We start from the raw sequence: 13,171 nt of genomic DNA, 5'->3' as shown, positions 1-13,171 counted from the left end.
TCGGCATCGTGCCGGTCTACTGCGCCGAGGTTAAGACCCGGCTAAGCCTGTTTTGCAAAAAAGAGAGGCTGGCGAGGCCGTGCAGCGCGCAAAATGCGAGACCGCCGACAACGCCCGCTGGGCCGAAAATACTCGCGCCCGACAGGATGACGGCATGACCGGGCGCATCGGCAATCCAGCGGGGGTCATTCACCCGCTCGAGGTCGATCAACCGGTCGGCGAGCGCTATGAAAGCAACGGTGCACAGGGCAAGCACGCCGGGCGTCAAATCGGGCAGGCCGAGCACGGCGATATGGGCCAGCAGGACGGTACCGCCGATGTCGCGCACCGGCCGGAACAACCGTTCACCTCGCCCCGCAATGCCGGTCGCCGTAGCGGCAAGTTGCGCGGCGGTGGCAACCAAAAGGGCGGCCAGGAAAACGATCAAGGCCGCCGAAGTCCATTGGCGCAGCTGGATCACCGCCGCCAATACGACTGCAGCCATCGCAACCCATGGCCCGAGACGCGCCAGCGAGGGCAGGATTGCCGGGAATTGCCGGACGGCCAGGCGCGCAAGCGGCGCGATGATCCAGCGCGCGCCCCATCCGCGCACAAGCGGCCCTGCCCCGGCGACCAGCGACCGCGAGGCTGCGGTCGCACCCGCAGGGTCGGACGCATCGCCAAGCATCTCGCCGGGCGCGAGCGCGATCCGGCCCGCCCGCGCGGCCACCGCCTTGCGGAGCAGCATCGACCCCAAATCCCAGTCACCTGCCATGCTCGCGGTCGCGCGGATTTGCGCGCCGTCGAGCCGCGCCATGCCGACCCAGTGGCTGTGGGCATCGATCAGTTCGTGCCCCGTCCCGGCGCGATCCGCCCCGATGCACAGCAACGCCGGTTTGGGCTCGGCGAGCAATGCCTTCATCCGCTCGTCGGCAACGATGCTGCTGCCGGTCAGCAGCAGTACCGCTTCTTGCGGGTGAAACAGGTCGGCGACCTCCGCCGTGCTGCGCGCGAGCGTCACCGGCAGCCCCTCGCCACGAAGCCGGTCGATAGCTTCGACGACGTCGCGCCCGACGCGGTCGGCGACCAGCACAAGGTGTAGCGCTCCGGCGCGCACCGCACGGCGCAGCTGGAATTCGGGCCAGGACAGCCCGAGCACCGACGACGTCGGTCCGTCGTCTTCCAGAATGATCAATGCCGCCAGTGTCACACGCGCCCCCGAACCGGGCCGCGCGCTACGCGATCACGCCTTGAAGCGCAAAGGGCGTGCGACCGTCAGCCGCCATCCGCGGGTCGAAGCACCGACAGTGCCCGCTCGATCCGCTGGAGTGCGCGGGCGTCGCCGCAAGGCACCGACGTCGCATCGCGCGCGGCGTCCATGACACGCTGGAGTCCGAAACTGGCTGCCAAGCTCCGCAGACGCAGCGCCGCCTGTTCCCACACCGGCTGCGCGGTCGCCGCTTTCATCGCGGTCACATGCCCGTCGGCACCTTCGAAAAACGCTGCGCGCAACTCGGCAATCAGCGCGCCCTGCTCGCCCGCAACGGCGGCCAGCGTGGCTTCCAGGGCTCCGGGATCATAGGCCATTCGGCGATCTCTATCGACACAGGCTTAACGCTGTGTTTCAACTGTTTTCGCAAAAACGAATAAATATGGTAAACGGGGCGCATGAACGGGGGATCGCAAGCTGCCAGCCAATGGCTTGGCCATGAGGAGGATGCGGCCATTGCGCCGCAGGCCGAACCGCCTTTGCTGCTTGAGGACGAGATCGATGCGCCACCGTCCGATCGGTTTTCCGTAGTCGCCGGTGCGCTTGCGCTGGTTGCGGCACTGGGCTGGCTCGTTATTTTCGGCCTTGCCAATCAAGCGGTTATTGACGGACCCCTGACATTGTTGGGCGCGGTTGCGCTGGTCGAAGGCGCGGTTCCACCGCTCGTCCTGATCGCGCTGCTTTATTTGCTGGTCGTCCGCACCAGCCGCAGCGAGGCCACCCGTTTCGGTCGCGTATCGGCGGCACTACGTGGCGAACAGGGGCGGATCGAAGCGATCTTCGCCAGTGTCACTGCCCGCATCGAGACCGAACGGGCCGATATCGCCGAGCAGGCCGACCGGCTGACCATGATCGGCGAGGACGCTGCCGAGCGCCTGCGTGCCGTTGCCGAGCATCTGCGCGGCGACATCGCCACCCTGTCGCGCGACGCCGAGGCGCTGCACCACTCGTCGCAGGGCGCGCGCAGCGAATTGACCGCGCTGCTCGGCGATATGCCCAAAGCACAGGCCCAGACGGTCGAAATGACCGCCACGCTCGATGCCGCCGGCCTTGCCGCGCACGAACGCACCGGCGCGCTCGACGCCCAGATTGCCGCGCTGGTCGCGCGCAGCCGCGAGGCCGACGAAGTCGCAGGCGGTGCCGCGCAGAAACTCGCGGCCCATCTCGCCCGCGTCGACGGCGTCAGCGAAGCCGCCAGTGCACGGCTGGTCGAAGCGGCGGGGACAATGACATCGGCGATCGACGCTGCCCTGCTTCGCGCTGCCGAAGCGGGCGATGCCGCGCGCCAGGGCATGGAAGCGCAGGGTTCTGCCATGCGCGCGCTGGTCGAACAGAGCGAAGCGGCGCTCGCCCGTACTGGCGAAGACGCCGGCGAAGCGCTGTCGAAGCGCGTCGAGGACGTAACGACGCGACTAAACGCGCTGGGCGCCCTCCTCGCCAGCCATGAGGAAAGCAGTACCCGTCTGATTTATGGCGTCTCGTCGGGGATCGACCGGATCGATGAGCGGTTCGGGGTGATCGACGCTGGGGCCGAGGCGCGCCACGACCGACTTTCGACCGCGCTGTCGGGTCTTGCCAGCCATGCCGATACACTGGCTGGCGCATTGGAACGCGGCGGCACTTCGGCAGAGGCAATGATCGGTAAGACCGAAACCTTGCTGACCGCGCTCGATGCGGTGGCACGCGATGTCGAAGAGAGCCTGCCGACCGCTTTTGCGACGCTCGATACACGGGTCGAAGCAAGCCGCACCCGGATCGCCGAAATCACGCCCGAGGTGGCCGACATCGAACGCGCCGCAAATGCGGCGCTCGACCGGCTGCTCGATGCGGAGAAACTGCTGGCCGGACAGCGCGCCGCGCTCGATTCGCTCGGCGACGAACTCGAAACGCGGCTTGCTGCGGGCAAAGCCTCGGCCGACGACCTTGTTGCCGCTGTGGAGGGGGCCGATGCGCGCACCCGCGACATTGCTGAAGGGGCGACCAACACACTCGTCGAGGCCATGCTGCGCGTCCGCGAAACCGCGCAGGTCGCCGCCGATCGCGCGAAGGACGCGCTTGCCGCCGTCGTCCCCGACAGCGCCGACCGCTTGTCCGCCGCCGTCAAGGAAGCGTTGCAACAAGCCGTGACCAGTCAGGTCGAGGCGCAGATCGGCGAGCTTGCCGCGACCGCCGAGCGCGCCGTCGCCTCGGCCAACAGTGCATCGGACCGGCTGATGCGCCAGATGCTGACCATTGCCGAGACCAGTGCGCAGATCGAAGCGCGGATCGGCGAGGCACGTGGCGAGATCGAGGATGCCGACCGCGACAACTTCGCGCGCCGAGTCGCGCTGCTGATCGAATCGCTCAACTCGACCGCCATCGACGTAACCAAGATCCTGTCGAACGACGTCAGCGACAGCGCCTGGGGTGCCTATCTCAGGGGCGACCGCGGCGTCTTTACCCGCCGCGCGGTCCGGCTGCTCGACGCCGGCGAAGTCCGCGAGATCGCGCGGCATTATAACGACGAGCCCGAGTTCCGCGACCAGGTCAACCGCTACGTCCACGACTTCGAGGCGATGCTGCGAAATGTGCTGGCAACCCGTGCAGGCTCGCCGCTGGGAGTGACCTTGCTGTCGTCGGACATGGGCAAGCTCTACGTCGCACTGGCGCAGGCCATCGAGCGACTGCGGACCTGAAACGGCGGAAATCTGCCAAAGGTCACAAAGTTCACACCTGAAACATGTTCCCGGCGAGGCTTGCGACACTGCCCTGAGGCGTATCGGCCATTGCTCGTGCGCTTCGACGATTTGAAAGAACGGGCAGACGAATCGGTATCTGGAACATAACAAAAACAAACTGTGTAGGAAAGTCTGTCTTGCACCGCATCGCTAGCCAACCCGCGTCGCCCTGTTCTCGATGCAGCGGGCCACCCTTGAGGTCTGCCCGCCGACAGGTTCGTTCATCGACTATGGCGGCCAAAGAAGCCTAACCCCGTGTCAAGCACGGGGCGACGAGCGAGGAGGGGGCGGGATTTTTCTGGGACAGATGCAAAAGCTGACAGACGGCTTTCGCCCCACTTGCGCACGTAGCGCGTATCCACGATGCTGCCCCAATGAAGCCGTGGAATATGACAGTCGGGATCGTGATCGGGTTGGCGGTGGGATTACTGCTATGGTGGGGTAGCTACGTCCCCGGTGCAGGTGTGTTTCAGAACCTCCAGCTCATCATAGGTCCTGCGGCTGTCTCGATCCTCATCGTGTCCGTTCGGAACAAACGAAAGAAGGTCGGCCCGTATGATCCCGAGGTGATCGCCCAAAACAAGCGCGGCAGGATATAGCGTTCGTCCGGATTTTCTATCTCGGGGCCAAAAGCAGCCTGTCCGTTCCCACCACTTTCCGCCATCTCGCCCCTAATTCCCGCGCAACTCGCGCGGCGTGAACACGTCGAGCGATTGCGGCGTCACCCAGCCATAGGTGTAGTTCAGCAGGAACAGTCCGAATGCGATGCTGGCGACCACGGTCGTGCGGCGCACGATCCGCCACGGCTGAAAGTTGAAAGGCGCGCTGTCGGCCTGACCCGGCACTTTCGCCGCCCCCGCCTCGTCATGCGTCCGCACGCCGAACGGCATGACGACGAACGCGCTCAAGACCCAGAACAGGGCGTAGATCGCGATCGCCGACTGGATTTTCACGCCTGCAGCACCATCACCTCGACAATCGGTTTCTTGCCGGTCCAGTCGGTCGCGACGCGGCGCACCGCGAGCCTGATCTTCTCGCGCAACTTGTCCTCGTTGCGCTCCTTGCCGATAGCCGCCGCGGCTTCGTCGCGCGCTTCGGACAGGAAGTCGTCGCGGTCCTCCTCGACGGGGACGCCCTGGATGCGGACCTGCGGGCTGCCGACGAGCTGCCAGCTGCGATCGACCGCCACCGCGACGGAAATGACGCCGTACTGCGACAGCCGCCGCCGTTCGCCGATAGTGGCACCGTCGGCGGGCAGGATGACGTCGCCGTCGAGCACCAGTCGCCCGGTGCGCTCCTTGCCCGTGATCGACGGCCCCTTAGGCGCGAGGCGGACGACATCGCCGTTCGACTGGATCAGCGCGCGCGGCACACCCTGACTCAGCCCGAAGCGTGCCTGTTCGGCCATATGACGTCGTTCGCCGTGCACCGGGATCAGCATCTCGGGCCGGATCCATTCGTACATCTTGGCAAGTTCGGGCCGTCCGGGATGGCCCGACACATGCACATGCGCCTGTTTCTCGGTGACCATGATGACATTCTTGCGCGCAAGGGCGTTCTGGATGCGGCCGATGGCGACTTCGTTGCCGGGAATCTGTTTCGACGAGAAGATGACGGTGTCGCCGTCGGTCACCTTGATCTGGTGCTGGTCGAACGCGATGCGCGCGAGTGCCGCGCGATCTTCGCCCTGCCCCCCGGTCGCGATGACGAGGCTCTTGTTTCCCGGCAACCGCATTGCCGTGTCGAAATCGACAGTCTCGGGGAAATCCTTCAGGTAACCGTTCTGGCGCGCGGCGTTGACGATACGGTCGAGCGAACGACCGGCGACTGTCAAGGTACGCCCGTTCGCCTTCGCCACCTGCCCCAGCGTCGCCAGACGCGCCGCGTTCGAGGCGAAACTGGTGACGATGACACGCCCCTCGGCCGCTCCGACCGCCTTCATCAGGCCGTCACGCACGCTGCCCTCGGTACCCGATGCCTCGGCGTTGAACGCGTTGGTGGAATCGCACACAAGCGCCAAAATACCCTTGTCGCCGATGGCGCGCATCTCGGTCTCGGTCGCGGACTTGCCGAGCACTTGGTCGTCGTCGAGCTTCCAGTCGCCGGTGTGGAACACGCGGCCATAGGGCGTCTCGATGAGACACGCGTCCATATCGGGGATCGAGTGCGCGAGGCGGACCAGTTCGATGCCGAACGGCCCGAGCTGTAGCTTCTGCCCAGGCTTCACGACGTTGACTTTCACCTCTTTGGATAGGCCCTCTTCATCGAGTTTCCCTCGAATCAAGGTTGCGGTGAACGGATTGGCGTAAAGCGGCACGCCGAGATCGGCGGCAAGATACGGGATCGCACCGATATGGTCTTCATGGCCGTGGGTCAGGACGATGCCGACCAGATCCTTGCGGCGGGCCTCGATAAATTCGAGGTCGGGCAGGACAAGGTCGACGCCGGGATATTCGTTGTTCGCAAAGGTCAGGCCGAGATCGACCATCAGCCATTTGCCGTCGCACCCGTAGAGGTTGACGTTCATGCCGATTTCGTCGGACCCGCCGAGCGCGAGGAAGAGGAGTTCGTTTTTGGGGGTGGTCAAGAAATTTCCATTCGTAATCTGTCTACTTTCCGCCGAACGGAAAGCATGTGCTCCTGCGAAAGCAGGAGCCCTGCCGACCGGAGATTGGGAAGTGTTGCCACGGCTCCTGCCTTCGCAGGAGCACGGCTCACCTGTTACATAGGCGCTTTAACGCTTCGCCGCCAGAGCAGCGACAATCCCTTCAGCGTCAGGTCGGCGTCGACCGAATCGAACAAATGCGAATGTTGTTGAAACAAAGCGGCCAGCCCGCCGGTGGCGATCACCTGTACGGGCCGTCCGATCTCGGCCTTCATCCGCGACACCAATCCCTCGATCATCGCGACATAGCCCCAATAAATGCCGATCAGCATCTGGCTCTCGGTCGTGCGCCCGATGACGGTATCGGTGGCGGGGGCCTCGATCGCGATGCGGGGCAGTTTGGCTGCCGCCGCGACCAGCGCATCGAGCGACAGGTTCAGCCCCGGCGCGATAATCCCGCCCTTATACGCGCCGCTGAAATCGACATGGTCGATGGTCGTCGCGGTACCGAAACTGATCACGATGAGGTCGCCCGGGTGCCCGGCATGCGCGGCAATCGCGTTGCAGGCACGGTCGGATCCCACGGAACGCGGCTCGTCGACGTCGAGCGCGATACCGTATTCCAGCGGTGCGCGCCCCGCGACCAATGCCTCGACGCCGAAGTATTTCAGGGCGAGCGACTGGATGTTGTAGAGCGCGCGCGGAACGACGGTCGAGATCGCGACATCGGTCACCACCTCGCGCGTCAGCCCTTCGAGCTCGATCAGGCGGATCAGCCACACCGCATATTCGTCCGCCGTGCGACGCGCATCGGTCGCGATCCGCCAGCGACTGCGCGGGGTGCCGTCGTCATTGACCAGCGCGAACTTGATGTTGGTATTTCCGGCGTCGATGGCGAGCAGCATAATTGGTCTCAGATCAGAAAAACGTCGCCCGCGTGAATGACACGGGTCGTGCCATCCGCCAAGCGCAGTTGCAGGGCACAATCGGGGGTAAGGCCGTCAAAGCTGCCCTCTATGCGGGTGCCGTCGGGCAGTGCGGCGGCGAGTGGCGTGCCAACGGGGTGGGCACGGTCGAGCCAAGCCGTACGGATCGCGGGCAACCCTGCGGTGCGCCAAAGGTCCAGCCAGCGAGCAAAGGCCGGTACCAGCGCCGAAATTGCCGTATCCGCAGACATCGTCACACCCAAGGCTGCCAGGCTCATCGTCGGACGGTCGGGGAGATCGGGAAGATGGGCGAGGTTGGCCCCAACACCGATCACGACCGCGTCGTTTTGGCGTTCAAGCAGGATGCCGGCGAGTTTGGCGCTCCCCGCCAAAACATCGTTCGGCCATTTCAGCGACACCCCCGACACGCCCAGCGCATCGACTACTGCTAGACCCGCAATCAATGCCAGAGTTGACGCTGGCGGGTCACCCGCGCGCAGTTCGACTAGCCCGCTCGCATAGAGATTACCCGGTGGCGACACCCAAGCCCTGCCCTGCCGCCCGCGTCCGGCGGTCTGACGTTCGGCGATCAGCCAGTCCCCCTCGTGGACGCTGCCACTGGCAGCAAGCGCGAGCATATCGGCATTGGTGGAGCCCGTCTCGACGACGCGCAGGATCGTCAGAACAGCGCCTTTGCCGCGTTGTTCGTCAGCGCGTCGAGCCAGCCGATCAGCGGATAGCCACCGGCGATCACGACTGCCGATACGGCGATCAGGGCGTTCTCAATTTTGCTGGCAGGCGGTGAAAATGCTGGCGCTGCATCATCGAAGTACATGATCTTGATGATCTTGATGTAATAGAACGCGCCAATCACCGATGCCGACAACCCGAACAGCGCGAGCAGCAACAGGTTGGCGTTGATAGCAGCCGAGAACACCGCAAACTTAGCCCAGAAGCCGAACAGCGGCGGGATGCCCGCCAGCGAGAACATGAAGATCGCCAGCGCCGCCGCGAGCCAGCCGTTGGTGCGCGACAAGCCTGCGAGCGAGGAGATGCTCTCGACCTGCTCGCCATTCGCATCGCGCATCTGCAACACGCAGAGGAAGCTGCCGAGCGTCATGACGATGTAGATCGACATATAGGTCAGCACCGATGCCGCGCCCTCGGGCGTTCCCGCCGCGAAACCGATGAGCGCGAAACCGATGTTGTTGATCGACGAATAGGCCAGCAGGCGCTTGATGTTGGTCTGGCCGATGGCACCCGCCGCACCCAGTACGATGCTGGCCAGTGCCGCGAAAATGACGATCTGCTGCCACGCATCGGTTGCCGACCCCATGGCGCTCATCGCGATCCGGACGAACATCGCAATTGCTGCGACTTTCTGCGCGCTGGCGAACAGGGTCGTCACTGGCGTCGGCGCGCCTTCGTAAACGTCGGGCGTCCACATGTGGAACGGGACCGCCGAAATCTTGAACGCGATCCCGGCGAACACGAACACGAGGCCGAAAAGCAGGCCCCAGTTGTCGGCTGCGCCCATTGCATAGGCCTTGGCAATCCCCGCATAACCCGTCGTGCCGGTGAAGCCGTAGGTGAGCGACATGCCGTAAAGCAGAATGCCGCTGGCGAGCGCGCCGAGCACGAAATATTTGAGACCCGCCTCGGCCGAGCGCTGGTCGCGGCGCATGAAGCTGGCGAGGACATAGCTCGCGAGCGATTGCAGTTCGAGCCCGACATAGAGCGTGATCAGGTCGGTCGCCGACACCATCATCCCCGCGCCTGCCGTCGCGAGCAGGATCAGTACCGGATATTCGGGCTTCAACTTCTCCATCGCGAAGAAGCGCGGGGCGATGAGGATGCAGACGCCCGTCGCCAGATAGATCAGGCATTTGGCAAAGGCCGAGAAAGCATCGGCGCGGTACAGCCCGTCGAACGCGATGCCATAGCCGGTGACCGGCATCGCGGCGGCAAAACCGGCCGCGACCAGCAGCGCCACCGATATGATCGAGATCGTACTGGTCGATTTCTCGTCGCCCCATGCCGCGACCAGCATGAGGACAATTGCACCCATGCTAAGGATCAACTCAGGCAGCGTGAAAAGCAGGTTCGCGCCCATCAGTGATGCCCCTCGGCGGGTGCCGCCGTTTCGCCGTGATGTGCCTCGGCCGGTTTCGCCACGCCCATGGCGAGCTTGGCATCGCCGCCCGGGTTCGCCCGCTCGATCCGCGCGAGCAGTGCGCCGACATCGCCGCGCATCGGTTTCAGGAAGCTCTCGGGATACACGCCCATCCAGAACACCGCAGCGACAATCGGGGCGAGCAGCGCGATTTCGCGCAGGGACAGGTCGGGCATCGCCTTCACATCGTCCTTGTCGAGCGTGCCGAACACGACGCGGCGGTAGAGGTAGAGCATATAGGCCGCGCCGAGGATGATGCCGGTCGTCATCACGAACGCGACCCAGCTATTGGCCTGATACGATCCGGCGAGGCTCAGGAATTCGCCCACGAACCCGCTCGTGCCGGGCAGGCCGACGCTCGCCATGGTGAAGACCATGAAGAACAGCGCATATTTCGGCATATTGTTGGCGAGGCCGCCGTAGCGTGCGATTTCGCGCGTGTGCAGCCGGTCGTAGATCACGCCGACGCACAGGAACAATGCGCCTGAGACAAGCCCGTGGCTGAGCATCACGAGCATCGCGCCCTCGATCCCCTGCCGGTTGAACGCCATCAGGCCGATGGTGACGAACGCCATGTGCGCGACGGATGAATAGGCAATCAGCTTTTTCATGTCCGATTGCACCAGCGCGACGAGCGATGTGTAGACAACCGCGATCATCGACAGGCCCATGACGAGCCAGAACCAATAGGCGGTCCCTTCGGGAAACATCGGCAGCAGGAAGCGGATGAAGCCGTAGCCGCCCATTTTGAGCAGCACGCCCGCAAGGATGACCGACCCCGCCGTCGGTGCCTGCACGTGCGCGTCGGGCAGCCAGGTGTGCACCGGCCACATCGGCATCTTGACCGCGAACGACGCGAAGAAGGCGAGCCACAGCCACTTCTGCGCCTCTGGCGTGAAGTCGTATTGCATCAGCACGGGGATTTCGGTCGTCCCCGCCTCGCGCACCATCCACAGCATCGCGACGAGCATCACGACCGAGCCGAGCAGCGTGTAGAGGAAGAATTTATACGCGGCATAGATGCGGTTGGCCCCGCCCCAGATGCCGATGATCAGGTACATCGGGATCAGGCCGGCCTCGAAGAAGATGTAGAACAGGAAGATGTCCTGCGCGGCGAACACGCCGATCATCAGCGCCTCCATCAGGAGGAACGCCGCCATATATTCGCCGACGCGGTCGGTGATCGCTTCCCATGACGCGCCGATGCAGATGGGCATCAGGAAGACGCTGAGCATGATCAGCATCAGCGCGATGCCGTCGATGCCGAGCGCCCAGGCGAAACGGCCGAAGACCGGCGAAAATTCGGTGAACTGCCACTGCGCGCCGCCGGGTTCGTAATTCACCCAGAGCAGACAGCCGAGACCGAAGAGCACCAAAGTCGTGCCGAGCGCGGTCCACCGCGCGGTGTTCGCGGACACGAACAGGCAAACGACTGCGGCGAACAGCGGCAGGAAGATCATGACCGAGAGAATGGGAAAACTCACCGCGTCATCACCCAGCTTGCCGCCGCCGCGAGGCCGAGCAGCATCACCAGCGCATATGTGTAGAGATAGCCCGACTGGAAGCGGACCGCCGCGCGGCTGCCCATTGCAACAACAGCGGCCGCGCCGTTGGGGCCGAAACGGTCGATGGTCCCTTCGTCGCCGGTCTTCCAGAACAAGCGCCCGAACGCGAAGGCGGGCTTCACGAACAACCGGTCGTACAGCTCATCCCAATACCATTTGTTGAGCAGGAAACGGTAAAGGCCGCCCGCCGACGCGACGAACCGCGCTGGAATGTCAGGCGACTTGATATAGGCAAGCCACGCCGTGCCGAAGCCGAGCAGCATCACGATGGTCGCCGACAGCTTCACCAGCGCGGGCACCTCGTGCATCGCGTGCGCCAGATGCTCGCTAAATGCGACGCTACCCCGCCAGAACTCGGGCGCTTCTGCGGCTTCGAGGAACATGCCGTGGAAGACGTACCCGGCGAACACCGCGCCGACCGACAGCAACGCGAGCGGCACCAGCATCGACCACGGGCTTTCGTGCGGGTGGTATCCTGCGGTGCCGTCATCCACCTTGGCGTCGTGATGGGCGGGCGCGTGGTGGTCGTCATGGCCGTGATGCGCGTCATGCGCCGCATGCTGGATATGCTCGCTGCCTGCCCAGCGCGGTTTTCCCCAAAATGTCAGGAACATCAGCCGCCACGAATAGAAGCTGGTCAGCAGCGCCGCGAACACCGCGACCCAAAAGGCGACCGTCCCGTGCGGCGTATTGCTGGCGTATGTCGCCTCGATGATCGCGTCCTTCGAATAGAAACCCGCAAAGCCGAACACCCCCGCGATACCGACGCCGGTGATCGCCAGCGTCCCCGCGAGCATCGCGTAGAAGGTCAGCGGGATGTGCTTCCGCAGGCCGCCATAATAGCGCATGTCCTGCTCATGGTGCATCGCGTGGATCACGCTGCCCGCGCCGAGGAACAGCAGCGCCTTGAAGAACGCATGGGTGAACAGGTGGAACATCGCGCCGCCGAACAGCCCGACGCCCGCCGCGAAGAACATATAACCAAGCTGGCTACATGTTGAGTATGCAATCACGCGCTTGATATCGGTTTGCGTCGTGCCGACGGTCGCGGCGAACAGCGCGGTTGCGGCACCGACATAGGTGACAACGGTCATTGCGGTCGGCGACGTCACGAACATCGGCGACAGGCGGCACACCATGAACACGCCTGCCGTCACCATCGTCGCGGCATGGATTAGCGCGGAGACGGGCGTCGGCCCCTCCATCGCATCGGGTAGCCAGGTGTGTAGCCCGAGCTGCGCCGACTTGCCCATCGCGCCGACGAACAGCAGCAGGCACAGCAACGTCATCGTATCGACGCGCATCCCGAGGAAGCCGATGCTGCTCCCTGCCATGCCGGGTGCGGCTTCGAGGATCGCCGGGATCGACACCGTGCCGAACACCAGGAACGTCCCGAATATCCCGAGCGAAAAACCGAAGTCCCCGACGCGATTGACGACGAACGCCTTGATCGCGGCCGCGTTCGCGCTGGGCTTGTGATACCAGAAGCCGATGAGCAGGTAGGACGCGAGGCCCACCCCTTCCCAGCCGAAGAACATCTGGACGAGATTGTCGGCCGTCACCAGCATCAGCATCGCGAAGGTGAACAGCGAGAGATAGGCGAAGAAGCGCGGCTGGCTTGGGTCTTCGGCCATGTAGCCCCAGCTATACAGGTGGACGAGCGCCGACACGCTGGTGATGACGACGAGCATGACCGCGGTCAGGCTGTCGATGCGCAGCGACCAGTCGACGACCATGTCACCCGAGCGGATCCAGTCGAGCACCGGCACGACCTGCGCGGGCGCGCCGTGCATGTACTGTGCGAATATGCTCCACGCGATCGCGCATGAGGCGAACAGCGCGCCGGTGGTCACGGCCTTGGCAGCGACAGTGCCGATCACGCGGTTGCCAAGGCCCGCCACGAGCGCGGCGAGCAAAGGCAGGAAGACCATGAGCT

Annotated in this window: 11 protein-coding genes; 2 read left to right on the top strand and 9 right to left on the bottom strand. The window is 64.4% G+C overall.

The annotated features are described in order from the left end of the window. Window positions 1-16: 16 nt before the first annotated feature. Together M0209_RS03245 and M0209_RS03240 are read right to left on the bottom strand one after the other, a co-directional pair. A complete protein-coding gene (locus M0209_RS03245; RefSeq protein WP_258886868.1) occupies window positions 17-1,189 on the bottom strand; it encodes a hypothetical protein in 1,173 nt (390 codons plus the stop codon). Window positions 1,190-1,254: 65 nt separating this feature from the next. After that, window positions 1,255-1,566 (bottom strand): Hpt domain-containing protein, encoded by a 312-nt coding sequence (locus tag M0209_RS03240; protein ID WP_258886867.1) that lies wholly within the window; start codon window positions 1,564-1,566, stop codon window positions 1,255-1,257. Window positions 1,567-1,647: 81 nt separating this feature from the next. On the opposite strand from M0209_RS03240, the gene M0209_RS03235 reads away from it, so the two are divergent. Together M0209_RS03235 and M0209_RS03230 are read left to right on the top strand one after the other, a co-directional pair. After that, the gene (locus M0209_RS03235) at window positions 1,648-3,924 is read left to right on the top strand and encodes a hypothetical protein (RefSeq protein WP_258886866.1); all 2,277 of its coding nucleotides are present in this window, start codon (window positions 1,648-1,650) and stop codon (window positions 3,922-3,924) included. A gap of 416 nt (window positions 3,925-4,340) precedes the next feature. Beyond that, the gene (locus M0209_RS03230; protein ID WP_258886865.1) at window positions 4,341-4,565 is read left to right on the top strand and encodes a hypothetical protein; all 225 of its coding nucleotides are present in this window, start codon (window positions 4,341-4,343) and stop codon (window positions 4,563-4,565) included. A 72-nt stretch (window positions 4,566-4,637) separates the two neighbouring features. On the opposite strand, the gene M0209_RS03225 is transcribed toward M0209_RS03230, so the two are convergent. From M0209_RS03225 to nuoL, 7 genes are all read right to left on the bottom strand, one after another. Then, window positions 4,638-4,919 (bottom strand): DUF1467 family protein, encoded by a 282-nt coding sequence (locus M0209_RS03225; RefSeq protein WP_258886864.1) that lies wholly within the window; start codon window positions 4,917-4,919, stop codon window positions 4,638-4,640. After that, complete coding sequence (locus tag M0209_RS03220) at window positions 4,916-6,493, bottom strand: ribonuclease J (protein WP_258889551.1); 1,578 nt, start codon at window positions 6,491-6,493, stop codon at window positions 4,916-4,918. Before M0209_RS03220 ends, M0209_RS03225 begins: the two co-directional genes overlap by 4 nt. Window positions 6,494-6,687: 194 nt before the next feature. After that, on the bottom strand, window positions 6,688-7,476 hold the full coding sequence (locus tag M0209_RS03215; protein WP_258886863.1) for a type III pantothenate kinase: 789 nt from the start codon (window positions 7,474-7,476) through the stop codon (window positions 6,688-6,690). An 8-nt stretch (window positions 7,477-7,484) separates the two neighbouring features. Then, window positions 7,485-8,171, bottom strand: a complete 687-nt coding sequence (locus M0209_RS03210; RefSeq protein WP_309547085.1) for a biotin--[acetyl-CoA-carboxylase] ligase — start codon at window positions 8,169-8,171, stop codon at window positions 7,485-7,487. Window positions 8,172-8,176: 5 nt separating this feature from the next. After that, entirely contained in the window at window positions 8,177-9,610 is a 1,434-nt protein-coding gene (nuoN, locus tag M0209_RS03205; protein ID WP_258886862.1) for an NADH-quinone oxidoreductase subunit NuoN, read from the bottom strand. Beyond that, entirely contained in the window at window positions 9,610-11,154 is a 1,545-nt protein-coding gene (locus M0209_RS03200; RefSeq protein ID WP_258886861.1) for an NADH-quinone oxidoreductase subunit M, read from the bottom strand. The genes nuoN and M0209_RS03200 overlap by 1 nt, the downstream gene beginning before the upstream one ends. Beyond that, on the bottom strand, window positions 11,151-13,166 hold the full coding sequence (nuoL, locus tag M0209_RS03195) for an NADH-quinone oxidoreductase subunit L (RefSeq protein ID WP_258889549.1): 2,016 nt from the start codon (window positions 13,164-13,166) through the stop codon (window positions 11,151-11,153). The genes M0209_RS03200 and nuoL overlap by 4 nt, the downstream gene beginning before the upstream one ends. Between the last annotated feature and the right edge of the window lie 5 nt (window positions 13,167-13,171).

Source organism: Sphingomonas sp. SUN039 (genome assembly GCF_024758725.1).
Lineage (GTDB): Bacteria > Pseudomonadota > Alphaproteobacteria > Sphingomonadales > Sphingomonadaceae > Sphingomonas_O.
The sequence above is the reverse complement of the archived record's forward strand: the minus strand, read 5'-3'. Positions and strand labels throughout refer to the sequence as shown.

Coding starts and splice junctions, on each gene's coding strand:
- nuoN (WP_258886862.1), bottom strand. CDS start 9,610: ATGGGCGCGAACCTGCTTTTCACGCTGCCTGAGTTGATCCTTAGCATG.
- M0209_RS03220 (WP_258889551.1), bottom strand. CDS start 6,493: ATGAACGTCAACCTCTACGGGTGCGACGGCAAATGGCTGATGGTCGAT.
- M0209_RS03240 (WP_258886867.1), bottom strand. CDS start 1,566: ATGGCCTATGATCCCGGAGCCCTGGAAGCCACGCTGGCCGCCGTTGCG.
- nuoL (WP_258889549.1), bottom strand. CDS start 13,166: ATGGTCTTCCTGCCTTTGCTCGCCGCGCTCGTGGCGGGCCTTGGCAAC.
- M0209_RS03235 (WP_258886866.1), top strand. CDS start 1,648: ATGAACGGGGGATCGCAAGCTGCCAGCCAATGGCTTGGCCATGAGGAG.
- M0209_RS03215 (WP_258886863.1), bottom strand. CDS start 7,476: ATGCTGCTCGCCATCGACGCCGGAAATACCAACATCAAGTTCGCGCTG.
- M0209_RS03230 (WP_258886865.1), top strand. CDS start 4,341: ATGAAGCCGTGGAATATGACAGTCGGGATCGTGATCGGGTTGGCGGTG.